The organism is Stenotrophomonas sp. YJH_SMC_82 (assembly GCF_059368875.1).
The window spans coordinates 860,806-883,282 of sequence record NZ_JCAFSE010000002.1 but is presented as its reverse complement, the minus strand read 5'-3'; the positions used below and the strand labels follow the sequence as shown (position 1 = coordinate 883,282).

The following is a 22,477-nucleotide window of genomic DNA, read 5'->3' as shown; positions in this document are numbered from 1 at the left end:
CCTTTGCCTTTGGCAAAGGGATCTGACCCCGGCCCGTCAGGCCGCCCGCAGCGGCGGCCGCGCATGCGCACTTCGACGCAGGGCCTGCGCCCGCTTGGCGATCCAGCGCACCACGAAGGCGGTGAACAGCAGCGCCGACGGCACCGCATACCAGAAGTTGCCGGGCACGCGCTTGAAGTACGAGTAGGTGAACACCGCCGCGATGATCCACATGCCGGTGACGTGCAGGCGACGCCAGGCGGTGGGTCCCATGCGCCTGGCGAGCCCCCGGTGCGAGGTGATGGCCAGCGCCAGGATGGCGATGTAGCCCACCGTACCCGGGAGGTTGGCCAGCGCGGAGCGTGCTGGCCAGAACGCCGGGTTGAGGATGCCGAAACTGGTGATGGCGACTGCGTGCAGCAGGTGCGAGAACGCGAAGGACAGGCCGATGATGCGCCGTTCACGCAGCAGGAACCGGGTGAACGGGCCGGGCAGCAGGGTGGCGAAGGAGGATGCCGTGAATGCCGCCAGGAACAGCAGGAACGATGTGCGGGCGGTGAGCCGGATCGCCGCGCGGCTGCCTTCGGCTGCATCGGGATTCAGGGCGAAGGCGGTCAGTGCGAACGCGATCAGGACCACAGCGATGGCTACGAACAGGCGCCAGCCGTGCAGGAAGGAAATGTTGGAAGCAGCCATGATGAGACCTCGAAGTAGGGGGCGGGTAGTGCCGGCCGCTTGCCGGTCAATGAACGGGTAGTGCCGGCCGCTGGCCGGCACCTCAGAAAGCAGGCAATGCAACCAGCACCCCCGCCGTGCACAGCTCGCCCAGAACGGGCACGCAGGCAGCACGCAATGCGTCCGTTGCCACGTCATGTGTTTCGGACAGCGCCTGCAGTGCCTCATCCACACGCGCGCCGTCGTCACCGAAGACCGAAAGCAGCGCGTAGGCCAGCGGTGACGGTTGCTCGACCTTCAGGCTGAAATCGGCGCGGCGCTGGATCACCAGCAGCGTGGGAGCTGCGCCCAGCACCGGCTCCAGGCCCTCGTCCTCATGCACCGGCCACCGGTACCCAAGCACCCGCACCAGCGGCGAAACCGCCAGCACATCACTGTCCTCGGGTACGCGCTGCAGCAGACACCCAGTGCCACGCGCTTCAATGTGCAGCGACTGCTGCGTGCTCTCGTAGTGCGCCAGTTCCGCCGCCCAGCCCGGCAGTGCCAGCGTGTCCTGCACTGCCAGCCAGGCCGCGAACTCGCCGGCGATCCGTGGGAACAACGGGGTCTGGCAGGTGTGGCGGGCGTAATAGTGCGCCACGGTGTCGCGCCAGCGCGACGTGCCCAACTGCTGTTGCAGGCGCGGCAGGCTGCCGGCCAGCAGGGTCTCCAGGCTGTCGATGCACAGGCGGCGGTATACCGCCAGCCTGCGCGCTTCCACGCCTTCGGGTGCGGTCTTTGCAGGATCCCGAACATGATCGGCCCAGCGCCGTTGCAGGGTAGCCAGCGGCTCAGCCATGGGCCACCTCCGGCCAACGTGCCTCAGCCTGCGCCTGGCGGATCTGCGCGATCTCGGCCAGCAACCCGGCCAGCGGCGGGAAGTTGAAGTCGCGTTCGAGCAGCGTGGGACGCACGCCCACCCGCATGTAGGCCTCGCGCAACAGGGCCCAGACCACGCCTTTCACCGGCGCACCATGGGTATCGATCTTGAAGCCGTCGTCTTCATCGAAGTGGCCCGCTACGTGCAGCGAGGCGACACGGTGGGACGGCACGTGGGCCAGGAATTCGAAGGCGTCGTAACCGTTGTTGCAGGCATTGACGAAGACGTTGTTGACGTCCAGCAGCAGGTCGCAGTCGGCTTCGGCGAGCACGGCGTTGATGAAGTCGATCTCGCTCATGTCCGCGCCGGCAACGGCGTAGTAGGAAATGTTCTCCACGGCGATGCGTCGGCCCAGCATGTCCTGCACCTGGGCGATACGGCCGGCGACATGGTGAACGGCCTCGGCGGTGAACGGCAGTGGCAGCAGGTCGTAGACATGGCCACCGGCGGCGCAGTAGCTCAGGTGTTCGCTGTACAGCTGCACCTGGTGCAGGTCGAGGAAGGCACGGGTCTGTGCCAGCAGGGTGCGGTCCAGCGGATCAGGACCGCCCAGCGACAGCGACAGGCCGTGGCAGGTCAAGGGGTGGCGCTCGCTGAGTTGGCGCAGCGCGTTGCCGTGTGCACCGCCGACGCCGATCCAGTTGTCGGGGGAGACTTCGAGGAAGTCGATGGCACCGGCCGGCATGGCCAGCAGTTCGTCGATCAGGCCACGGCGCAGGCCAAGACCGGCGGCATGGGTGGGCAGGGGCAGGGACATGGCGGATGCTCCACAGAGAGCGCCGCCTTGAAGGCGGCGCCGGGTGAACGTCGATCAATCGGCAACGCGGGAGAACAGGCCCTTCGGCATCGGCTTGCCGTTGGCGGTGTAGACGCTGCGCAGGTAGTCGTGCGCTTCCTGCTCGCTGATGTAACCGTCGTGGTCGGTGTCGATGCGGTCGAACTCGGCGGCACGCTTGGCGGCCACAGCGTTGAATTCGGCACGCGAGACCTTGCCGTCGTGGTCGCGATCAGTGCGGGCAAACGAGGCGTCGCCGCACTTGCCTTCGCCACACTGGCCCTCGGCCACCTTGGCCTTGCCGGCGGGCGTGCCGGTGGTGGCCTTGTTGGCCCCGCACTTGCCTTCACCGCACTTGCCTTCGGCGGCGGCGCTCATGGCCACCGCGCTGATCGCCAGCGGCTGGATCGCCGCGGCCTGGCCGGCCAGCAGCAGGCCACCGGCCAGGGCGATGCCGATGGCACCGATGCGCGGCAGGCGGGAGGAAGAGGTGTTCTTGGTCGAGATGGACATGGTGGTGACTCCTTGGGAAAGCACGCGGGGCGTGCGGGATGGACGCCGCCGAAGAGGCGACGGAAAGCGAAACGCGCGGGAACAGGGGAGTCGGCTCAGGCGGCGCGGCGACAGCGCAGCAGATGGCCCAGCAGCAGCACACCGCCGAGCAGGGCACCGCCGAAGCCGATGCCGGGCAACAGCGCGGCAACCGGCAGCAGCAGGGCGATCAGGCTGACGCCCCAACCCAGGCCGTCATTGCGTGCCGTGGCACGGCCGGACCCGGCCAGCAGCCGGTCCACGCTGAGTGCGCCACCGCCGTTGAGGATCAGTGGCAGCAGCATGGCCAGGAACAGCAACGGCAGCTTGAAGTTGCCGTAGCCCTGGTCGGTGATCGCATAGCCCTGCCAGAGTTCACCCAGGCCGTTCCATTGGTCGGGCCAGTGCACGGCGGCGATGGCAACGATGGTGAGTACCCAGAAGACGTAGGCCACCGAGCGCGTGGCCAGGCCGAGCAGCAGCATCACCGCACCCACCAGTTCCAGCCACGTGGCCAGCTGCCAGTTCAGCGACGCGGGCAGTGTGGAGAACGGGAACGGGAAGCGGCCTTCCAGGTCGGCGAACCAGTTCTGGCCGCCCAGCTTCTCGCGGCCGGATTCAAAGAACTCCCAGGCCAGCAGGGTGCGCAGCGCCAACGGCGAGAGCCAGCGGCCGACGGCGTCCAGGCGGGGCGTATACACGGAAGAAGCGGTGCTGATCATGGTGGTGTCCTGCGGGCCAGTGGTCGATGGAAGCCATTCCAGGCGGCGCAGGTATCGGCAACGTGTGCCGTTGCCCGGGGTTTTGTCAGCGACTGTGGCCGCGGCCGGGGTTTCGTACAGTCAGATACAAAGACGATGCGCGGATGCGCATCGGGGCGTTGCGCGCCCGCGTGCGGGCAGCGATATCCACCCGAAAGCGCCCGGCCAGGACCGGCGCGCGAATGTATCCCACTGTAGAAACCCGCCTGCGCCCTACAGTCCGGTACAACTCCGCGCTGCGGAGAAACAGCGCCGATACACCGGCAGGCGGAAATGGCCACTCCCAACTCCGGAGTGCCCCCATGATCCGTACCTGCTTGCTGGCCGCCGCTCTCGCCCTTGCCGCCGCCGCCCCTGCCTTCGCTGCCCGGGCCGATACCGCTGCACCGCCCACCGTCATCCTGGTGCACGGCGCGTTCGCTGATGGCTCCAGCTGGAGCAAGGTCATCAGCACCCTGCATGACTGGAAGCTGCCGGCGGTGGCCGTCCAGAATCCGCTCACCTCGTTGGCCGACGACGTCGCCGCCACCCGTCGTGCGATTGCCGCTGCGCCTGGCAAGGTGGTGCTGGTCGGCCACAGCTGGGGTGGCACGGTCATCACCGAAGCGGGCAATGACCCGAAGGTGCAGGCGCTGGTGTATGTGGCGGCGTTCGCACCGGATGCAGGGCAATCATCGGCGCAACAGGGCGAAGGCTTCCCGGTCGGTCCGGGCCTGGCCCGCCTGCAGGAAAGGGACGGCTACCTGACGTTGCCGGCTGACGCTGTCGCCCAGGACTTCGCGCCGGACGTGATGAAGAAGTCGGCCGCACTGCTGTACAGCACGCAGGTCCCGTTGAAGGCCAGCGCGCTGGGCGAAGTAGTGAACGTTGCGGCGTGGCGCAGCAAGCCGAGCTGGTACGTGCTCAGCCGTGACGATCGCATGCTGTCGCCGCAGCTGCAGGCCGCCACCGCAAAGCGCATTGGCGCGCAGCTGCAATCGATCGGCAGCAGCCATGTGTCGCTGCTTTCGCATCCGGCGCAGGTGGCCGACAGTATCCTGGAAGCGGCGGGGGTGAAGCCGGCGGAACTGCCACTGGCCGAGCAGGGGGGCTGAGCGATGGCCGGCCTGCGTGCGTACGTGCTGCCGTTGCTGATGGGCGTGCTGGGTGGGGCTGCGCTGTTGATGGCCTGGCCCAGCCCGGAGGCCGATGCGCAGCCGGCACAGGCCGTTCCCGCCGCCGGGTTCGACGGTGGCGGGCCCTGGCACAACAGCCCGCCGCTCACACTGGAGCAGTTGCGGGGGAAGGTGGTGCTGGTCGAGTTCTGGACCTACACCTGCAGCAACTGCCTCAACGTGGCGCCGTATGTCCACCAGTGGCATGCGCGCTACGCGTCGCAGGGCCTGAGGGTGATCGGCGTGCATACGCCGGAGTTCGCCTATGAAGGGCTGCCTGGCAACGTGCGCAAGGCCATCGCACGGTTGGACATCGCCTGGCCGGTGGTGCAGGACAACCAGTACCGGATCTGGAACGCCTGGGGCAACCGCTTCTGGCCCGCACTGTACCTGCTCGACCGGCAGGGGCGGGTGGTCTACCGCCATTACGGCGAGGGCGACTACGCACGTACCGAAAGCGAGATCCAGCGCCTGCTGGCCAACCCCTGAGCCGCGCTACCATGGCCGCACCGCGCGGCCTTGACCTTCGTCCTCATCGAGAACGCAATGAACCACGTACCGCACATCCTGGTCGTCGACGATGACAGCGAGATCCGCCAGATGCTGGCCGATTACCTGCAACGCAACGGCCTGCGCGTGAGCCAGGCCGACGGTGGCCGGGCCATGCGCGCGCTGATGGATACCCATGCCGTGGATCTGGTCGTGCTGGACGTGATGATGCCGGGCGAGGACGGACTGAGCCTGTGCCGCAACCTGCGCGCCGGCAAGCATCGTGCGGTGCCGGTGGTGCTGCTGACCGCCCGCGACGACGAAACCGACCGCATCATCGGCCTGGAAATGGGCGCTGATGACTACGTGACCAAGCCCTTCTCTTCGCGCGAACTGCTGGCACGCATCAATGCGGTGATCCGCCGCACCCGGATGTTGCCGCCGAATCTGCAGGTGAGCGAAGCCGGTCGCCAGCTGGCCTTCGGCGAGTGGCGCCTGGACACCACCGCACGCCATCTGCTGGATGCACAGGACACCGCGTATCCACTCAGTGGCGCCGAATTCCGCCTGTTGCGCGTATTCCTCGATCACGCCAATCGGGTGCTCAGCCGCGACCAGCTGCTCAGCCTCACGCAGGGCCGCGATGCCGAACTGTTTGACCGCTCGATCGACCTGCTGGTCAGCCGCGTGCGGCAGCGCCTGGGTGACGACGCACGCGAGCCGACCTACATCAAGACCGTGCGCAGCGAAGGCTATGTGTTCAGCGTGCCGGTGCAGTTGCTGGGGCCGGACGAATGAACGCCACCGCACGCCGCCCACGCTGGCCGCGCACGCTGTCGGCGCGGCTGCTGCTGGTGCTGCTGGGCGGACTGGCGCTGGCCCACGCACTGTCCTTCGGCCTGCTGTTCTTCGAACGCTACCAGTCCACCCGCAGCATGATGCTGCGCAACCTGGACGAAGACGTGGCCGTGAGTGTCGCGCTGCTGGAGCACCTGCCCGCGGACCAGCGCGATGCCTGGGTGCCGCGGCTGGAGCGGCGCACCTACCGTTACCTGCTGCGCCCGGCCGCGGCCGGACCGGGGCTGCAGACCGATCGTGCACGCCAGGTCACGGCGATCATCGATGACAGCCTGCAGCACCGCTATCCGTTGCAGGCGCGCCAGGTGGCTCGCCTGCCGGAGCGGTTCGAGGTGGAACTGCGCCTGCACGACGGCACTCCCTTGACCATTGAAGTCACCCCGTCGGGCCTGCCGCTGGCGCGCTGGCTGCCCGCCGTGCTGCTGGTGCAGCTGGCGCTGCTGCTGGTGTGCGCGTGGCTGGCGGTGCGCCTGGCCATGCGCCCGCTGCAGCAGTTGTCGCATGCGGTGGAGCATCTGCAGCCGGGCAAGGACGGGCCTGCACTGCCTGAAGATGGCCCGGCGGAAGTAGGCGGCGCAGCAGCCGCACTCAACGCACTGCAGGCACGCATTCGTGGCCATGTCAGTGAACGCCTGCAGATCCTGGCCGCGATCTCGCATGACCTGCAGACCCCCATCACGCGCATGAAGCTCCGGGTGGAGACCCTGCCTGAAGACAGCACCCAGCAGCGGCTGCTGGCCGACCTCGATCACCTTGGGCAACTGGTGCGCGAGGGTGTGGCCTATGCGCGCAGCAGCCACGTCGCCAGTGGCGCGCCGGTGTCGATGGACCTGGGCGCGTTCCTGGCCAGTGTGGTCGGCGATTACGAGGACATGGGCAAGCCGGTCAGTGGCGGTGCGCCCGCTGGACTGGTCGTGCAGACTTGGCCGCAGCTGCTGCGACGGGTGGTCGGCAATCTGGTCGATAATGCACTCCGCTACGCCGGCGCTGCCGAGATCGAGGCCGGCCGTGACGAGGCCGGAAGGGTATGGATCGGAATTTCCGACCGTGGCCCGGGCATCCCCGAGGACCAGCTGCAGGCAGTGCTGGCGCCGTTCCATCGGCTGGAAAGCTCGCGCAATCGCGATACCGGTGGCACTGGCCTGGGACTGGCCATCGCGGTGCAACTGGCGCAGTCGCTGGGCGGCTCGCTGCGGTTGCGCAACCGCGAGGGTGGCGGGCTGATGGCTGAGCTGCAGCTGCCGGGGTAACGGGCGGGGTCGGATCCCTTTGCGGGAGCGAAGGGCTCTGACCCCGATGTGGGATCTGTGACGTTCCTGCACGGCCTTGGGATCGGCGATCATCTGCAGGGAGTGTCGAAACCAGGAAGCACGCAATGCAGGGAACGCAGCATTCAATCCAGCGCCCGCGCCACGTCGCGCTGCTGGTCGGTCTGCTCGCGCTGGCGGCCTGCCAGCGCACACCGGACGCACCGACCGACGCACCCGCAGCGGGCACACCGCCTGCCGCCCCGGCCACCGCAACAGATCTCTCTCCGCTGCTCGACGCCTTGCCGACCTGCGCGCTGGACGGCTGGTACATCGATCAGCAGACCGGGCGCCCGGCCCATCCCTGGTTGGCGGCGAACGCGCCGAAGCCCTGCAAGGAAGACGTGGAGAACGAGATCGCCACGTTCTGCGTGCAGGGGCAGTGGAAGGGGCTGCCGGTGGAAGAGGTGATCCTGCCGACGATGACATTCGTTTCGTTCCGTGGGGCCAGGATCGGCCTGCCGCTGGAGAAGGCACGTCCCATCGTCCGCCAGCGTTTCGGCCAGGACTTCCCGGGTGGTGCGGCTTACGAGGAGGGCCGCGAGCCGAAGCTGATGGCCGATCCCGAAGATGCGCAGCGTTCGTGGCTGCTGTGCAGCACCCCGGAACTGGGCCACGACGTGGACAGCGAGGGAAGCATCAGCTATTCCGGCATGAACCTGCCCTACGACCACGACGGTTGCAGTTACCGCTACAGCCCGGTCGACTTCTGCGATGCGCGGCACCGCGCAGCCATCGAAGATGCCCTCCAGCATCAGAAACCCAATTTCAACCGGCACTACCTGCTGGTACAGGTCGATGATCGTCCGGAGTATTTCCAGCGCACGCTGGTGCTGGTCGATACCCGCACGGGCAGGGCGACGCCACTGCCGTTCGATGCCTTCACCGGGCCGGCGGGAAAGGGCGGTGATGCTACCGGCTACGGGACACTGGAGACGGGCGTGGACCGGCAGCAGTTCTGCCTCGATGGCGCGTTGCTGGTCTACCGCGTGTTCGAGGAAGGGCGCTTCTGCTTCGGTTTTGACGGTGAGCGCTTCACCGGCCATGAAACCCAGTACATGCAGGCAGCGGATGGCCGATGACCGGTATTTCACCCGGGCCATGACATCCTGCCCCGAACCTGCGCAACCGGGACCGAGGCTGTTGAAGGCGAACACGCAATGACCGCGGCGCGGCAGCGCTCGATGTGGGTGGCGGGCCTGTCCACGGTAGTGGAGTGGTACGACTTCACCCTGTACCTGTATTTCGCCACGGTGCTGTCGCGGGTGTTTTTCGGCGGCGGCGAACAGGCGCTGCTGGTCACGCTGGCAGGCTTCGCGGTGTCCTACCTGATGCGCCCGCTGGGCGCGCTGTGCTTCGGCCACCTGGGCGACCGCCTGGGCCGGCGCTGGATGCTGCTGGCTTCGATGGCGTTGATGGCGGCGGCGATGCTGGCCACTGCGTTGCTGCCGACCGCGGCCACCGCAGGTACCACGGCGGGCGTGCTACTGCTGGTATTGCGCTGCGTGATGGCGTTTTCGGTGGGCGGTGAGTACACCGGCGTGGTGGCGTACCTGCTGGAAAGCGCACCGGCGCGGCGGCGTGGCCTGGTGACCTCGCTGGCCTCGGCCGCCAGTGAAGTAGGCGCACTGCTGGCGGTAGCGATCTCGGCGGTCACCGTGGCGCTGCTCGCGCCCGCGCAGCTGGACAGCTGGGGCTGGCGTATTCCGTTCTTCGTCGGCGCTGCGCTGGCACTGGTGATCCTGGTCGCGCGCTCGGGCATGCACGAATCGCCTGAGTTCGAACGCCAGCGCCGCGAAGGCAGCATTCCTGCCACGCCGCTGCGGCATGTGCTGCAGCACCACCCGCTGGCGGTGGCGCGCACCTTCGCGATCTCGGCCTTGGGATCGATCACCTACTACGTGGGCATCACCTATGTGCCTGCGTTCCTGCACGCGCAGGGCCACGATGAGGGCGATGCACTGTGGCTTTCGACAATTGCGGCGGTCGCAGTGATTGCGATCACGCCGCTGTGTGGCGCATTGTCCGACCGCGTCGGGCGGCGGCCGATGCTGCTGGGCCTGACCCTGCTGGCAGCGTTGTTGCCGCTGTCCCTGTTCGCCTGGATGGCACAGGCGCCGCCGTTGGGCATTGCGCTGGCGGCGGTGCTGCTGGCCTGCGTGGCCGGCGGCGTGAGCGCGGTGGCGGCCCCGGCCACGGCCGAGCAGTTCCCCGGCGAAGGGCGGGTGAGTGGGCTGGCACTGGGCGTGACCATGGCCACGGCCTTCTTCGGCGGGGCAACGCCATGGCTGGCGCAATGGTGGGTGGAACGCAGCGGCTGGGCGGCGGCGCCGGGCGCGATGATCGCGCTGGTGGCGGTGCTGGTGCTGCCGGTGCTGTGGACCCTGCCCGAGACGGTCCCGGGCAGGGCCAAGCGCTAGCAGGTCAGACCTTCAGGGTCTGCTCGATGTCGGCCAGCACGGCGGCCGCATCGACGCCGATGGCGATCGACTGCACCACGTGGCCGTCCCACACGCTGGGGCCGAACGCCAGGCCTTCCGGCTTGGGAATGGTCATGCCGCGGGCGACGCCGTCGGTGGCCACGCGCACGCTGGCGCGCTCGAACTGGAACAGCTCCGGACGGGTCAGCGCGATGCAGGCGCAGCAGTCGTGCACGACCATGCCCTTGTGGCCGGCCTGCAGGTAGAAGTCCACGTAATCCTGCGACAGCGCACGCACCAGTTCGGCATCGGCACCGCCGATGGCGGCCAGCTTGTCCAGACCGTCGCGGTCCATTTCCACGCGGGTGGTCACGTCCAGGCCGATGGCGGTGACCGGCCAGCTGGCAGTGAACACCACGTCGGCCGCTTCGGCATCGCCCCAGATGTTGGCCTCGGCGGCCGGGGTGATGTTGCCGTTGACGTGGAACGCGCCGCCCATGATCACCACGCCGCGCACCAGGCCGGCGATGTCCGGGGCCTGCTGCAGGGCCAGCGCGAGGTTGGTCATGCGGCCGACCGCGACCAGGGTCACTTCGCCCGGATGGGCGCGGACCAGGTCGATGATCAGCTGGTGAGCGGGGCGCGCGTCGGCGGCCACGTCCAGTTCGGTCGGCACCGGGTGGTTGCCCAGGCCGTTGTGGCCGTGGATGTGCACCGGCCAGGCTTCCGGGGTGGCTTCCGGCTGCAGCGGGCCACCGGCACCGCGCGCGACCGGGGCGGCGAAGCCCCAGGCCTGCTTCAGGTACAGCGCGTTGTGCGTGGTCGACTCCACCGAGGCATTGCCGAAGGTGGTGGTGACGCCGATCAGGTCAATCTGGGCGTGCTTGTGCAGGTACAGCAGGGCCAGGGCGTCGTCGACGCCCGGGTCGGTATCGAAAATGACTTTCAGCATGTTGTTGTTCTTCTTCTTCCGTGTGGTGCGGGGGGCGCCGGCGGCCTGGAAGCAGGCAGGCGCGCCCTGCATTGTCCCATCTTCATGACGGGCAGGGCCATTGCCGGGCTGGCAGGCCCATAATGCCCTCCAGTCCAGGCATGGAGCCGCCGAATGTTGATCGTTGCCCTTCTGCTGGTCCTGCTGGTGCTGGGCCTGAACGTGGCGGCTACCGTGGTGATCGTCAGGCGTGATGGCCTGTCGGCGGGTGGCCGCGCGGTGCAGCTGCTGCTGGTCTGGCTGCTGCCGCTGGTCGGCGCCATCCTGTGCCTGGCAGTGGCCACGGCCGATGGCTCAGGCAGCCGGGGGGATGGCGGTGCAAGCCATGACACCTCCGTTGGCTATTCCGGTGACAGCCACAGCCATCACAGCTACAGCAGCTCCGACTGCAGCAGTGATGGTGGTGGGGGGGACGGCGGCAGCTGCGGTGGCGATTGATCAGACGTTTCGGGATGCCGGCCAGCGGCCGGCACTAACCCGCCGAGGTCACGTCCCGGTAGTGCCGGCCACTGGCCGGCAACCTCTTCCCCTCAGCCGCCGCCTTCGGCGGGCAAGCGGCCACGGCACGTTCAGCAGCCCAACCAAGGTCACGTCCCGGTAGTGCCGGCCGCTGGCCGGCAACCAAATCCGCTCAGCCGCCGCCTTCGGCGGGCAAGCGCCCACGGCACGTTCAACAGTCCAACCAAGGGCACGTCCCGGTAGTGCCGGCCGCTGGCCGGCAACCACATCCGCTCAGCCGCCGCCTTCGGTCGGCAAGGGCGCCGGCACGTTCAACAGCCCGCCTGCCGCCACATAGGCGGCCAGGGCCTGGCCCTGGCTGAGCAGATGGCGTTCCATGGTGCGTTCGGCGGCCTGCGCGTCGCGGCGGCGGAAGCACTCCATCAGCTCGCGGTGCTCGGCCAGCGATTGCGCGGTGCGCCCTGGGGTCAGCAGCTGGCGGCCGCGATGCATCTTCAGGATGCGGTGCAGGTCGTGGGTGATGCGGATCAGCCACGGGTTGCCGGCGTAATGCTGCACGGTTTCGTGGATCAGGTAGTTGTTGCGGTAGTACTCGGCGATGTTGCCCTCGGCCGCCGCCGCTTCCATCGCCGCATGCAGGGCCTCCAGCTGTTGCACGCCGGCATCGTCGATGTGCCTCACTGCCTCGTGTGCGCAACGGCCTTCCAGCATGGCCATCACCGGGAACAGCTGGTTGAGGTCTTCCAGCGTCAGCCGGGTGACCCGGCTGCCACGACCGGCATCGATCTGCACCAGGCCTTCGGCTGCCAGCAGCTTCAACGCCTCGCGCAGGGGCGTACGGCTGATACCCAGTTCCTCGCACAGCGCGGGCTCGTCGATCCACTCGCCCGGCGGCAACCGGTAGTCATAGATGCGCTCGCGCACGTGTTCGGCCACCTCTTCGTACAGAGGCGCGCGCTTCTTCGGTGACCGCGGGGCAGGGGCAATGGCCATGCGCAGAGTGTAACGCCAGGTCGCGCCGGCCAGCGGCCGGCACGACCCGACGGCGGTTACATCCAGCCCGGCACCACGAACACCAGCCAGGCCAGCAACGGCCCCAGCGCCACCACCAGACCGCTGTACACCAGGAAGCGACGGAACAGGCTCTCGCGCTCTTCCTTGGCTGCCGAAGCCACCACCAGTGCGCCATTGGTGGAGAACGGGCTGACATCGACGATGGTGGACGACACCGCCAGCGCGCAGATCACGCCAGCGGCGCTGAGGTGACCCTGCATCAGGAACGGCACGGCCAATGGAATCGTTGCGCCGAGCACCGCGGCCGACGAGGCGAATGCGGAGACGATGCCGCCGACGTAGCAGACCAAAAGCGCGCCGAGCAGCGGGATGCCGATGTCGGACACGCCATTGCCGATGAAGTCCACCGCGCCGGCATGTTCCAGCACGCCGATGTAGGTCACCACACCGCAGATCAGCAGCACGGTGGACCAGCTGATGCCATCGACCGCGCCCTTCTGGCTTTGTGGCGACAGCAGTGCCAGCGCGACAGCCACGGTGATCGAGACCAGGCCGACGTTGAGGTTGTAGATCAGCGCGGCCACGCCCAGGCCGAGCAGGCCGATCAGGGTGAACAACCGCTCGCGGGTCAGGCTGACCTCATCCAGTGCCGCCGGATCGTTGGACAGGGTGCCGCCGCCCGCCGCGACCAGCGCGCCATGGCCTTCGATCGCGAACTGGCGCGAGGATGCCTGCGGGCCACCGGCCATCGCCAGCTCGGCATTGCCGATCGTTCCCGCTGCCGTGATCGAACCGCGACGCAGCAGGGCGATGCCACCGAAGGCGAAGAAGCAGATCGTCGCCATCATGAAGTTGAAGCCCAGGCTGGTCAGGAACACCGCCATCTCGGTCACTTCCAGCCCGGCTTTCTGCACCACGCCATTGGTGATGCTGCCGTACACGCTGATGGGCGAGAAGCCGCCGGCCTGCGCACCATGGATGACCAGCAGGCCCATCATCAGTGGATTGATGTTGTACTGCTTGGCAAAGCGCAGGGCGACCGGGCCGATGATCGCGACCGCGGCCGGGCCCAGCGCGCCGAACGCGGTGAGGACCGCGGTGATCACGAACATCACCCACGGAATGGCCACGATATGGCCGCGCACCGCTTTCACTGCCCAGTGCACCAGCAGGTCGATGGTGCCGTTCTTCTGCGCGATGGCGAACAGGTAGGTGATGCCGACCAGGGTCAGGAACAGATCGCCGGGAAAGCCGGCCAGGACCTCCTTGCCGCCCATGTCGACCCACAGCCCGCCGATGATGAAGGCCAGCGCGAAAGCGACGGCACCCATGTTGATTGGCATCGCGGTGGCGACGATGAACATGATCACCAGACCGATGATCGTTGCGATTTGTGGACTCATGCGCCCTCCCAGACACGTGACTCACGTACAGCGCGGATGGAGACCCGCCATCCCGGGGTAAGGCGACGTACGGCGTGTTGCGTGATACGTACTGCTCGAACCCGTTACTGCAGCCGTTCCAGCGCGCTGCGGACCCATGCCGCCGCGCCTTCAAGGCTCTGGAACTCTTCCACCGCGCGCACCTCGCAGCACGGATAGGCCGGCGCGACCATGCGCGCCAGCGCGTTGCCCGGGCCCAACTGCAGGAATACCCGCGCGCCGCGCTCGAAGGCCTGGCGCATCACCTGCGCCCATTCGATGGTCTGCGCCAGTTGCAACGAAAGCGTGTTGACTGCCGTTGCGCGGTCCCGCACCGGTCGCGCATCGATGCCGGCCAGCAGCGGCAGGCGTGGGGCCTGCAGTGGCGATGCATCGAGTGCGGCAGCGAACGGTGCGACCGCCGCCGCCAGCAATGGTGTGTGTGCGGGCACGCGCACCGGCAGCAGACGGATGTCCGCGCCCTGCGCCCGCGCTGCATCGGCCAGCCGCTGCAACGAGGCGTGCGTGCCGCCCACGATGAAATGGTCCTGCCCGTTGGCGATGGCCACGTGCGCACCGTGCAGATCGCACAGCGGCTGCAGTACATGGCGTTCCAGGCCAAGCACCGCCTGCAGGCATGCATCGGCGGGGCTGGCGCTGTCCATCAATCGCGCGCGCTGCGCCGCAAGGGCAAGGCAGGTGGCCGCATCGAAGCTGCCGGCAATGGCGTGCGCGGCGAGCTCGCCGATGCTGTAGCCAGCGATCAGCGTCGGCGCTGGCACGCAGTCGCGCAGTCCTTGCCACTGCGCCAGGCTGGCCGCGCACAGCAGCGGTTGCGCCTGCGCATTGTCGAAGCGGTCTTCGGCCCCAGCGGCGGAAAATACATCGCGTCCGAGCACCGTGCTGGCCAGATCAAGGATGTGGCGTGCGGCCGGAAGATCGCGCACGCGTTCGAACATCTCCGCGTGCTGGACGCCTTGGCCGGGGCAGAGCAGGGCAAGGCTCATGCGACCTCCTGCTGCAGCAGGAACCAGGCACAGGCCAGCAGGTCGGCACTGCCGCCGGGGCTCAGCCGGCGTGCGACGAATCCATCACCGATGCTGTGCAGGCGTGCCTGCCAGCCGGGTACGAAGGCGCCACCGGCATCGAGGAAGCCTCGCGCCTGTTGCTGGGCCCAGCGCAGGCCGTTGGCGCCGCCACGGTGCAGCAGGTTGAGGTCATCCACGCACGCGATCAGCTGCACCAGGGTCTGGCACATCGCGGCCTCGCGTGGCAGGTCGCTGGCCAGCGCGTGGCGCAGTGTAGGCAGTGCCACCTCGCGCAGCAGCGGGTAGCCGGCGGCCGCTTGTTCGCGCACACCCTGCACGCCGTGCCGTGCGCGCGCGCGCTGGCCAGGGCTGTTCGCATCAAGTGGTGCGCCGGCGAGCTCGGCAGCCCAGCGGCGCACTTCCTGGCAGACCTGCTCGGCTGCGATGGCACCGCCCGCGCGGCCCCGACAGGCAGCGGAAGCCGCGACCAGCAGGCCAAGGCTGAAGACCGCGCCGCGATGAGTGTTGATGCCGGCGGTCGCGCGCAGCATCGCGATTTCGGCGGAGATGCCACACCGGCGCAAGGCATTGAAGTCCGCCTCGGCTGCACCGAGGCAGGCCACGGCGATGAAGTAGTGGCGCAGCGTGAACAGGCTGCGCAGGAACGTGCCGGCGTCCATGTCGTGGTGGCTGCCGCTGTCGAAGGGGGTGACCAACCCTGGCTTGGGTGCAAGGGCCAGTTCGGCGTGCAGGCTGGCGATGGCGAGGCGCCCCAGACGCGCGCTGTCCACGGCAGCTGGCCTGACCGCCGGTTGCACGAGGGCGTTCACGCGCTCACCCCGGTGGAGGCGAACAACGCATCACGTAGTTCCAGTGCGGCACCATCGAGGCGCTTGACCAGTACCTCGCGGCTGCGCCCGGCGTATTCGCGCCAGTTCACCGCGCCACCATCCACCAGGCACAGTTCGCCATCGACCCGATGCCCGAAGGCGCTTTCCCAGTGCTGCAGGCGCTCGACCAGCAGGTCGGCTTGGCGCGCGTCGCCCACCTGCCACAGCAGGTCGATGTCCGAGCGTGCGTGCACATAGGGCAGACCGCTGAGGTGCTGCCAGGCGAAGGCGCCGAACACGCGGGCCGGTGCAAGCCGCAGCATTGCCTGCAGTGCCGCCTGCCAATCAGCCGGAACGCCGCCGGCGAGAATCTGATCCAGGGCAGGGGGAGGCTGCAGGTGCTGGATGTCCTGCAGGGCCACGCGCAGCGCCAGCCGTTGCTTGCCTTCGCCTGGCGGCAGCGGCACCCCCAGGCGAAGCCGCGGGTCGGGATCACCCGCCGCACTGCGTGCCACCATGGCTGGCAGGCCCTGTGCGAACCATGCTGCCAGGCGCGGTTCGTGTCCAGTCACGTCAGCCCGCCAGTCGGCATCGGCCGACAGCCAGGCCAGCGTGTGGCGGGCGGGCCGCTCAGGCATCGCCGTGGGCCACCGCAGTCGAAACCGCTGCCGCCAGGGCGCGACCGCCGCGCTGTGCGCCGCGTGCGGCACGTCGGTCGCCTTCGGCGGGTGTGCGCAGGGCCTGCAGCAGGTGCTGGGAAAGATCGCCTTCCCACAACGAGTCCACCGCACCCATCGCCACGTAGTTGGCCACGCCCGGCGCGAATACCGGCGAGCTCTGGCTGAGCGCCTGCAGCTTCTCCAGCGGTTGCTTGGTAACCCGTGCCATCGCGCGCAGGTCCATCACCCGCACCTGTGCGTCGGGCAGGGCGTGGATGTGGTCGGCCATCAGGCCGAATGACAGGAAGCCACCGCTGACCGATTCGCCGTAGACCAGGGTGACCAGGCGCGCACCACGGCGGCGTGCCAGATCGAGCGTCTGCGCGAGATGCGCAAAGTAACCATTGATGCCCAACAGTTCGTCGCGCCGCGCCAGGCGCTGTCCGGCGGTATCCACCAGCATCACGATCGGTCGCTGTGGATGTGCGCCGGTGCTGGCAAGCACGGTTTCGGCCAGTGCCAGTGCGTGGTCCACGCCGACTTCAAGTTTGTCGGCGGTACCGATCACGGTCACCTCGCCATCCTCGGTGGTGGCGCTGCCGGTCAGCACCGAATCGTTCACCGCAATGGCATGCCCATGCGGGAACAGGGCATCGAGCAGGTTCTGCAACGGCATGCTCATGGCAGGCTCCGGTCGGCGGTGGCGATGAGGAACTCATCGGTGTCGAGCAGCGGTAGTCGCTCGGGGGCTGCGATGCCTTGGCGGGCCCAGATCTCCAGGCCATCGCGGCAATCGCCCCAGGCCTGCACGCGCGCCTTCAATGCCGCATGGCGTTCCTGCAGCGCAGCCAGTGCAGTATCCGGATCGGTGCTACTGGTATCAGGCTGCAGCGCGTTGCTGGCCGCCTGCGCGAAGGCCTCGATGGCATCGGGCACCAGCACCTGTGCCTGGTCGATCAGGTAGCGGTGCTTGCCTCCCGTTACGCGCCAGACCAGCGCGCGATCGCGGGAATCGAACTCTTCCACGCCGCGCACGGTTTCGATCACTTCCGGGCCGGACAGCGACAGGCGCCCCTCTTCGGACATGATGACCGTGCTGCAGCAGCGGGCGACGATGCCCATGCCGCCGAAGGCGCCGTTGCCGCTGCCGATCAGCGCGATCACCGGCACACCCGCTGCACGCGCGTCCAGGGTGGCGCGCATGATCTCGGAAATGGCGATGAGCCCTGCATTGGCTTCGTGCAGGCGCACACCACCGGTGTCCAGCAGCAGAAGCACGCCTTCGGGATGTGTTTCGGCTGCGCGGCGCAGCAGCCCGGTCAGTTTGGCACCGTGCACTTCGCCCACGCCGCCGCCCATGAATTCACCCTGCTGCGCGGCCAGCAGCACGCGTCGGCCACGCAGCGTGGCTTCGCCGACAACGATGCCGTCGTCGAACGCCGCGGGCTGGTCGAGCTGTGCCAGGTGCGGGCTCATCATCCGCCGCGCCGGGCCGAGGAATTCCCTGAAGGAACCGGCATCGACCAGGCTGGCGATACGCTCGCGCGCATCGGCTTCGTAGTAGCTGTAGCGCTGCCTCCGGTTCATCGTGGATCTCCAGCACGCAGGGTTTCCACGGCCTGGTCCAGGCGCAGGCTGACTACCGCCGGGGTCGCACCGGCATCGTTGATCGAGATGCGTACATCGCGCAGCGGATGACGCTGTGCGAAGTCGCTGATCACCGCTTGCCACACGCTGCCGAAACCCTTCGCGGCGGTGATGATGCGCACCGTCATCGCGCCGTCCAGTGCGGCCGGCTCCAGCAGGATTTCCAGGTTGCCCGAGGCCAGCACGCCGACCAGCACCGCGTCGCGCGGAAACTGCACCGCAGTGTGCCCTTCGAATCGATAGTCGAGGGTTTCCATGCTCAGCCCCTTACCAGTTGCGGAAGCGCTTGGGCGGGTCGTACAGGCCGCCGGACCAGCGCACCAGGTCCTTCACCGAACGCGCCGCCAGCAGGTCACGGCTGGCATCGCGCACGGAGATGCCGAGGTCATCGGGACGGCGGATCACGCCGCGGTCGCGCAGGTTCTCCACCATCGCGCGGTCGCGCCCCATGCCCACGGCGGTATAGCCGGCCACGCCGCGGATCGCCTGTTCGCGTTCCTCAGGGGTGCGGCACAAAAGCAGGTTGGCGATGCCTTCTTCGGTCAGCACATGGCTGACGTCGTCGCCATAGATCATCACCGGCGGCAGCGGCATCTGCGCGCGCTCGGCCAGTTCCCAGGCATCGAGCCGTTCGACGAAGGCCGGTGCCATGTGCTCGCGGAAGGTTTCCACCACCTGCACCACCAGCTTGCGCCCGCGTGGCATTTCGCCCGGGCGCGCAGCCTGTTGCCCGGCCTTGATCCAGGCCTCGCTGGCATGGCGGCGGCCGCGTGCGTCCGAGCCCATGTTCGGTGCACCGCCGAAGCCGGCGATGCGGTCACGGGTGGCAGTGGAACTGTTGCCCTGTAGGTCGATCTGCAGGGTGGAGCCGATGAACATGTCACAGGCATACAGGCCGGCGGTCTGCGAGAACGCGCGGTTGGAACGCATCGAGCCATCGGCGCCGGTGAAGAACACATCACCTCGCGCGGCGATGTATTTCTCCATGCCCAGTTCCGAACCGAACGAATGCACCGATCTGACGAAGCCCGATTCGATCGCCGGAATCAGTGCCGGGTGGGGGTTCAACGCCCAGTGCTGGCAGATCTTTCCCTTCAGCCCGAGCGATTCGGCGTAGGTGGGGAGCAGCAGTTCGATGGCCGCCGTATCGAAGCCGATGCCATGGTTGAGGCGGTTCACGCCGTACTCGGCGTAGATGCCCTTGATCGCCATCATCGCCATCAACACCTGGATCTCGGAGATCTGCGCCGGGTCGCGGGTGAACAGCGGCTCGATGTGGTTCGGCTTCGGCGCCTGCACCACGAAGTTGACCCAGTCAGCGGGAATGTCGACGCGGGGGAGGGTGTCGACGATCTCGTTGACCTGGGCGATGACGATGCCGCCACCGAAGGCAGTGGCTTCGACGATCACCGGCGTGTCTTCGGTGTTCGGGCCGGTGTACAGGTTGCCGTGCCGGTCTGCGGCCTGCGCGGCGACCAGGGCCACGCGCGGGGTCAGGTCGATGAAGTAGCGGCCGAACAGTTCCAGGTAGGTGTGGATGGCACCGATCTGGATGCGCCCTTCAGCCACCAGGTTGGCCAGGCGCACCGACTGCGGGCCGGAGAACGAGAAGTCCAGTTTCGAAGCGATACCACGCTCGAATACATCCAGATGCGAGGGCAGCGACAGCACCGACTGCACCATGTGCAGGTCGTGCACGCGGGCCGGATCAAGATCGGCCAGGGCCTGGGCGAGGAAATCGGCCTGCTTCTGGTTGTTGCCCTCCAGGCAGACCTTGTCGCCGGGCTCCAGCAGTGCATGCAGCAGCTCGCCTACGTCGCCGGCGGCGACCTCGCGTTCCCGGGCCCACGGCGCGGCACGTTCCAGGCGGGCCTGGCGACTGCGTTCCAACGTATCCCAGCTCGGGTTCATTGACCGGCTTCCGACGGGTGTTGGAATAATTACGGCATAATTACGGCGTAGGGTGCAACCTGCAGTGCAGCAAAAGGAAAGGCCCGCACGGAGACGGGCCCATTCAGGTAGCCCACGACCGTGGTCGTGGCGGAGGGCGTGCCGACCAACGGTCGGCACCCACCTTGCACCCGTCGTTTGCTCAGAACTTCCAGCGCAGGCTGGCCGACACGAAGCGCGGCTCGCCGAAGTTGTTGTAGTCCAGGTTGGCCCAGTAGGTCTTGTCCAGCGCGTTGCGCACGCTCAGCGTCGCGGTCCAGTTGTCGCTGATGCGGTAGTTGGCGTTGAACTGCACCAGCGAATACGCCGGCTGGTTCACCGTCACCGTGCCGCCGAGCGGGTAGGCGATGTTGTAGCCCTGCACCCGGCTCTGCCACTGCAGGCCACCGCCGATGCTCAGTCGCTCCAGCGCGCCGCGCAGCTGCAGCTGGGTGTTGAGCTGCAGCAGGTCCTTGGGCGGATTGGCGTACAGCAGGTCGGTGGCGGCGCGGGTCACCTTGACGCGGGTGTAGCCGGCATTGACCGTCCAGCCCGGCAGGATCTCGCCGTTGACGTCCATCTCCCAACCGCGCGCCTTGGTGCCGTTGATGCCGATATAGGCCGAGCTGCCGTCGCTCAGCGTACCTTCCGGCACGCTCATGTCACGCACCGCGTAGTTGTCCTGCTTGGCCTCGAACACCGCCGCATTGGCGGTCAGGCGGCCATCGAACCACTGCGTCTTGATGCCCGCTTCCAGGTTCGAGCCCTGCACCGGTGCCAGCAGGTTCTCGTTGCGGTCCTTGTAGTTCTGCGGATTGAAGATCTCGGTGTAGCTGGCATAGGCCGACACGTTCGGGGTGATCTCGTAGACCAGGCCCACGTACGGAGTGACCTCATCGCTCACCTTGTATGCACCGCTGGTGCCGGTATAGGCGCCGGCAGCGTTGTACGAGCGGCTGAGCGTTTCCCAGCGGCTCAGGCGCGCACCGGCAATCAGCGACAGCGGCTCGGCCAGGCGCAGGCGGGTGGCCAGGTAGACGCCGCTCTGCGTGGTCTTGGCCACGCGGCGTGCGCCGGTGCGGGTGTAGGTCACTTCGGAGATGTCGCCGTTCCAGTTGAACACGTTGGGGATGTAGTAGCAGCGCTCACGCCCGCAGGTCGCCCAGTCGCCCGGGAAGTTCAGCGCCACGGTATTGGTGGTGCCTTCCAGGTCCGACCACTGCGCGCCGACGGTGAGGTCGTGGTCGCGGCCGAACAGCGGGAAGCTGCCGGTCAGGTAGGCATCGACATTGCGGCGGGTGTCCTTCGAATCACCGGCGGCCGCGCGCAGGTAGATGCCCGCGCCGGTCACCGGGTCCGGGTTGCCGGTGCCGTACAGGCGCACGTTCTGCACGTTGCCGCGGGTGTAGGCGGTGTTGATCTTCAGCAGCCAGTGGTCGCCGAAACGCTGTTCCAGGTTGGCGAAGGCGGTATTGCTTTCGCGCTTCCAGTAGCTCCACTTCGGCGACAGGTTGGTCGAGCGCGCCAGATGGGCGAAGTTGCCCTGGTTGTCGAAGAACGCCACGGTGCCCCAGGTCGAACCGGTCGGGTTGTTGTCCTGGGTCTGGTAGCCGACGGTAACCGTGGTGCTGTCGGTGACATCGCCTTCCAGCACCGCCATGCCGGCCATCTTGTTTTCCTTGTAGCGGTCGTAATACAGGCCACGATCGGTGTAGGCGGCGACCACGCGGCTGCGGAAGCGGCCGTCGGCGGTCAGCGGCGCGGTTACGTCGGCTTCCATGCGGCGGTAGTCCCAGCTACCGGCGCTGACCGCGAACGACGCGTCGAATTCCTTGCCGGGGCGCTTGCGCAGCAGGTTGACCGTGGCCGACGGCACGCCGGCGCCACTGAGCAGGCCGTTGGCACCGCGGATCACTTCGATGCGGTCGTAGAAGGCGGTGTCGTACTCCTGGTTGGTCGAGCCGCTGTAGGTGGGAATGCCGTCGACCTGGAAGTCGGTGATGGCGAAGCCGCGCGCGTAGTACAGCGGGCGTTGCGTGTCATAGAAGGACACGCTGACGCCGGTCACGTTGCGCATCACATCGTTGATGCTGAACAGCGATTCGTCCTGCAGGCGCTGCAGGCTGATCGCGGTGGCCGACTGCGGGGTTTCCTGCAGGGTGATCGGCAGGCGCGTGGTACTGGCCGGCGGCGCCGACTGTTCGGCACGCACGCTCACCCGGTCCAGGGTCTTGGCGTCGGCAGCGCCATCAGTGGCGGCGAACGCGCTGGGCGCGGCCAGCAGGGTCAAAGACGAAAGCAGGGCAGCCGGCAGCAGCGCGCGGCGGGGCAGGCGGTTATCGAAGGTCAGGCACATGGTGGGCTCGAAGCGTGGAGGCGGGGAGGGGCGGCAACAGTCGTCCAGCACCCGGGGCGGCGGCTTCGGGCACGGTCAGGTCCGTCTGGGGCGAGGCGCGGTCACTGCGCAGGACGCAAATGTAAATAATTCTTAACAACATTACAATTCGCGTCATTGTGCGCAGGGTTCCCGGCACGGGGCATCGCTTTCTGTAGAGCCGAGCCATGCTCGGCTGCTTTTTGCCGGAGCCGAGCATGGGCTCGGCTCTACAGGCGTAACCTGCACAAACGCAA

Annotated in this window: 23 protein-coding genes; 7 read left to right on the top strand and 16 right to left on the bottom strand. The window is 67.8% G+C overall.

Going from position 1 to position 22,477, the window contains the following annotated elements:
* Nucleotides 1-36 precede the first annotated feature (36 nt).
* The 5 genes from AC5P53_RS11785 to AC5P53_RS11765 form a co-directional block, all read right to left on the bottom strand.
* Nucleotides 37-675 (bottom strand): ferric reductase-like transmembrane domain-containing protein, encoded by a 639-nt coding sequence (locus AC5P53_RS11785; RefSeq protein WP_049441148.1) that lies wholly within the window; start codon nt 673-675, stop codon nt 37-39.
* Nucleotides 676-757: 82 nt separating this feature from the next.
* On the bottom strand, nt 758-1,492 hold the full coding sequence (locus AC5P53_RS11780; protein ID WP_142234402.1) for an HvfC family RiPP maturation protein: 735 nt from the start codon (nt 1,490-1,492) through the stop codon (nt 758-760).
* The gene (locus tag AC5P53_RS11775; RefSeq protein WP_288495080.1) at nt 1,485-2,330 is read right to left on the bottom strand and encodes an HvfB family MNIO-type RiPP peptide maturase; all 846 of its coding nucleotides are present in this window, start codon (nt 2,328-2,330) and stop codon (nt 1,485-1,487) included. Before AC5P53_RS11775 ends, AC5P53_RS11780 begins: the two co-directional genes overlap by 8 nt.
* A 54-nt stretch (nt 2,331-2,384) precedes the next feature.
* Entirely contained in the window at nt 2,385-2,861 is a 477-nt protein-coding gene (locus AC5P53_RS11770) for an HvfA family oxazolone/thioamide-modified RiPP metallophore (RefSeq protein ID WP_142234403.1), read from the bottom strand.
* A 95-nt stretch (nt 2,862-2,956) separates the two neighbouring features.
* Nucleotides 2,957-3,601 carry an HvfX family Cu-binding RiPP maturation protein gene (locus AC5P53_RS11765; protein ID WP_046429441.1) on the bottom strand — a complete coding sequence of 215 codons (645 nt, stop codon included), beginning with the start codon at nt 3,599-3,601 and terminating at the stop codon, nt 2,957-2,959.
* A 341-nt stretch (nt 3,602-3,942) separates the two neighbouring features.
* On the opposite strand from AC5P53_RS11765, the gene AC5P53_RS11760 reads away from it, so the two are divergent.
* From AC5P53_RS11760 to AC5P53_RS11735, 6 genes are all read left to right on the top strand, one after another.
* The gene (locus AC5P53_RS11760) at nt 3,943-4,734 is read left to right on the top strand and encodes an alpha/beta fold hydrolase (protein ID WP_014646324.1); all 792 of its coding nucleotides are present in this window, start codon (nt 3,943-3,945) and stop codon (nt 4,732-4,734) included.
* A gap of 3 nt (nt 4,735-4,737) precedes the next feature.
* Nucleotides 4,738-5,283, top strand: a complete 546-nt coding sequence (locus tag AC5P53_RS11755) for a redoxin family protein (RefSeq protein ID WP_014646325.1) — start codon at nt 4,738-4,740, stop codon at nt 5,281-5,283.
* 57 nt (nt 5,284-5,340) lie between these two features.
* Nucleotides 5,341-6,081, top strand: coding sequence for a response regulator (locus AC5P53_RS11750; RefSeq protein WP_032960784.1), 741 nt, complete (start codon nt 5,341-5,343; stop codon nt 6,079-6,081).
* Complete coding sequence (locus AC5P53_RS11745; protein WP_032960782.1) at nt 6,078-7,391, top strand: sensor histidine kinase; 1,314 nt, start codon at nt 6,078-6,080, stop codon at nt 7,389-7,391. The genes AC5P53_RS11750 and AC5P53_RS11745 overlap by 4 nt, the downstream gene beginning before the upstream one ends.
* Before the next feature lie 125 nt (nt 7,392-7,516).
* Nucleotides 7,517-8,530 carry a hypothetical protein gene (locus tag AC5P53_RS11740; protein ID WP_495227384.1) on the top strand — a complete coding sequence of 338 codons (1,014 nt, stop codon included), beginning with the start codon at nt 7,517-7,519 and terminating at the stop codon, nt 8,528-8,530.
* Between the two features lie 78 nt (nt 8,531-8,608).
* Nucleotides 8,609-9,868, top strand: coding sequence for an MFS transporter (locus AC5P53_RS11735; RefSeq protein WP_075076132.1), 1,260 nt, complete (start codon nt 8,609-8,611; stop codon nt 9,866-9,868).
* Nucleotides 9,869-9,872: 4 nt separating this feature from the next.
* Here the strand turns inward: AC5P53_RS11735 and AC5P53_RS11730 are convergent, their stop codons facing one another.
* Entirely contained in the window at nt 9,873-10,820 is a 948-nt protein-coding gene (locus tag AC5P53_RS11730; RefSeq protein ID WP_049441242.1) for a nucleoside hydrolase, read from the bottom strand.
* 153 nt (nt 10,821-10,973) lie between these two features.
* Between AC5P53_RS11730 and AC5P53_RS11725 the strand changes: the two genes are divergently transcribed.
* Nucleotides 10,974-11,297, top strand: a complete 324-nt coding sequence (locus AC5P53_RS11725) for a hypothetical protein (RefSeq protein WP_049441165.1) — start codon at nt 10,974-10,976, stop codon at nt 11,295-11,297.
* Nucleotides 11,298-11,591: 294 nt separating this feature from the next.
* Here AC5P53_RS11725 and AC5P53_RS11720 read toward each other — a convergent pair whose 3' ends face one another.
* The 10 genes from AC5P53_RS11720 to AC5P53_RS11675 form a co-directional block, all read right to left on the bottom strand.
* Nucleotides 11,592-12,311, bottom strand: coding sequence for a GntR family transcriptional regulator (locus tag AC5P53_RS11720; RefSeq protein WP_049441166.1), 720 nt, complete (start codon nt 12,309-12,311; stop codon nt 11,592-11,594).
* A gap of 56 nt (nt 12,312-12,367) precedes the next feature.
* A complete protein-coding gene (locus tag AC5P53_RS11715) occupies nt 12,368-13,735 on the bottom strand; it encodes an SLC13 family permease (protein WP_014646333.1) in 1,368 nt (455 codons plus the stop codon).
* 104 nt (nt 13,736-13,839) lie between these two features.
* Entirely contained in the window at nt 13,840-14,760 is a 921-nt protein-coding gene (gene mdcH / locus AC5P53_RS11710; protein ID WP_495227382.1) for a malonate decarboxylase subunit epsilon, read from the bottom strand.
* A complete protein-coding gene (gene mdcB, locus AC5P53_RS11705; protein WP_080355777.1) occupies nt 14,757-15,572 on the bottom strand; it encodes a triphosphoribosyl-dephospho-CoA synthase MdcB in 816 nt (271 codons plus the stop codon). Before mdcB ends, mdcH begins: the two co-directional genes overlap by 4 nt.
* Before the next feature lie 35 nt (nt 15,573-15,607).
* On the bottom strand, nt 15,608-16,249 hold the full coding sequence (gene mdcG / locus AC5P53_RS11700) for a malonate decarboxylase holo-[acyl-carrier-protein] synthase (protein WP_262224968.1): 642 nt from the start codon (nt 16,247-16,249) through the stop codon (nt 15,608-15,610).
* Entirely contained in the window at nt 16,242-16,946 is a 705-nt protein-coding gene (gene mdcE / locus AC5P53_RS11695) for a biotin-independent malonate decarboxylase subunit gamma (RefSeq protein ID WP_495227403.1), read from the bottom strand. Before mdcE ends, mdcG begins: the two co-directional genes overlap by 8 nt.
* Nucleotides 16,947-16,948: 2 nt before the next feature.
* Complete coding sequence (locus tag AC5P53_RS11690) at nt 16,949-17,857, bottom strand: biotin-independent malonate decarboxylase subunit beta (protein WP_495227380.1); 909 nt, start codon at nt 17,855-17,857, stop codon at nt 16,949-16,951.
* Nucleotides 17,854-18,174 (bottom strand): malonate decarboxylase acyl carrier protein, encoded by a 321-nt coding sequence (gene mdcC, locus AC5P53_RS11685; RefSeq protein ID WP_014646339.1) that lies wholly within the window; start codon nt 18,172-18,174, stop codon nt 17,854-17,856. The genes AC5P53_RS11690 and mdcC overlap by 4 nt, the downstream gene beginning before the upstream one ends.
* A gap of 10 nt (nt 18,175-18,184) precedes the next feature.
* Nucleotides 18,185-19,828 (bottom strand): malonate decarboxylase subunit alpha, encoded by a 1,644-nt coding sequence (gene mdcA, locus AC5P53_RS11680; RefSeq protein WP_495227379.1) that lies wholly within the window; start codon nt 19,826-19,828, stop codon nt 18,185-18,187.
* 181 nt (nt 19,829-20,009) lie between these two features.
* A complete protein-coding gene (locus AC5P53_RS11675; RefSeq protein ID WP_075076127.1) occupies nt 20,010-22,202 on the bottom strand; it encodes a TonB-dependent siderophore receptor in 2,193 nt (730 codons plus the stop codon).
* Nucleotides 22,203-22,477: the final 275 nt, after the last annotated feature.

Excerpts from the sequence above, each read along its gene's own strand:
- AC5P53_RS11785 (WP_049441148.1), bottom strand. The coding sequence starts at position 675 with ATGGCTGCTTCCAACATTTCCTTCCTGCACGGCTGGCGCCTGTTCGTA.
- AC5P53_RS11780 (WP_142234402.1), bottom strand. The coding sequence starts at position 1,492 with ATGGCTGAGCCGCTGGCTACCCTGCAACGGCGCTGGGCCGATCATGTT.
- AC5P53_RS11775 (WP_288495080.1), bottom strand. The coding sequence starts at position 2,330 with ATGTCCCTGCCCCTGCCCACCCATGCCGCCGGTCTTGGCCTGCGCCGT.
- AC5P53_RS11770 (WP_142234403.1), bottom strand. The coding sequence starts at position 2,861 with ATGTCCATCTCGACCAAGAACACCTCTTCCTCCCGCCTGCCGCGCATC.
- AC5P53_RS11765 (WP_046429441.1), bottom strand. The coding sequence starts at position 3,601 with ATGATCAGCACCGCTTCTTCCGTGTATACGCCCCGCCTGGACGCCGTC.
- AC5P53_RS11760 (WP_014646324.1), top strand. The coding sequence starts at position 3,943 with ATGATCCGTACCTGCTTGCTGGCCGCCGCTCTCGCCCTTGCCGCCGCC.
- AC5P53_RS11755 (WP_014646325.1), top strand. The coding sequence starts at position 4,738 with ATGGCCGGCCTGCGTGCGTACGTGCTGCCGTTGCTGATGGGCGTGCTG.
- AC5P53_RS11750 (WP_032960784.1), top strand. The coding sequence starts at position 5,341 with ATGAACCACGTACCGCACATCCTGGTCGTCGACGATGACAGCGAGATC.
- AC5P53_RS11745 (WP_032960782.1), top strand. The coding sequence starts at position 6,078 with ATGAACGCCACCGCACGCCGCCCACGCTGGCCGCGCACGCTGTCGGCG.
- AC5P53_RS11740 (WP_495227384.1), top strand. The coding sequence starts at position 7,517 with ATGCAGGGAACGCAGCATTCAATCCAGCGCCCGCGCCACGTCGCGCTG.
- AC5P53_RS11735 (WP_075076132.1), top strand. The coding sequence starts at position 8,609 with ATGACCGCGGCGCGGCAGCGCTCGATGTGGGTGGCGGGCCTGTCCACG.
- AC5P53_RS11730 (WP_049441242.1), bottom strand. The coding sequence starts at position 10,820 with ATGCTGAAAGTCATTTTCGATACCGACCCGGGCGTCGACGACGCCCTG.
- AC5P53_RS11725 (WP_049441165.1), top strand. The coding sequence starts at position 10,974 with ATGTTGATCGTTGCCCTTCTGCTGGTCCTGCTGGTGCTGGGCCTGAAC.
- AC5P53_RS11720 (WP_049441166.1), bottom strand. The coding sequence starts at position 12,311 with ATGGCCATTGCCCCTGCCCCGCGGTCACCGAAGAAGCGCGCGCCTCTG.
- AC5P53_RS11715 (WP_014646333.1), bottom strand. The coding sequence starts at position 13,735 with ATGAGTCCACAAATCGCAACGATCATCGGTCTGGTGATCATGTTCATC.
- mdcH (WP_495227382.1), bottom strand. The coding sequence starts at position 14,760 with ATGAGCCTTGCCCTGCTCTGCCCCGGCCAAGGCGTCCAGCACGCGGAG.
- mdcG (WP_262224968.1), bottom strand. The coding sequence starts at position 16,249 with ATGCCTGAGCGGCCCGCCCGCCACACGCTGGCCTGGCTGTCGGCCGAT.
- mdcE (WP_495227403.1), bottom strand. The coding sequence starts at position 16,946 with ATGCCGTTGCAGAACCTGCTCGATGCCCTGTTCCCGCATGGGCATGCC.
- AC5P53_RS11690 (WP_495227380.1), bottom strand. The coding sequence starts at position 17,857 with ATGAACCGGAGGCAGCGCTACAGCTACTACGAAGCCGATGCGCGCGAG.
- mdcC (WP_014646339.1), bottom strand. The coding sequence starts at position 18,174 with ATGGAAACCCTCGACTATCGATTCGAAGGGCACACTGCGGTGCAGTTT.
- mdcA (WP_495227379.1), bottom strand. The coding sequence starts at position 19,828 with ATGAACCCGAGCTGGGATACGTTGGAACGCAGTCGCCAGGCCCGCCTG.
- AC5P53_RS11675 (WP_075076127.1), bottom strand. The coding sequence starts at position 22,202 with ATGTGCCTGACCTTCGATAACCGCCTGCCCCGCCGCGCGCTGCTGCCG.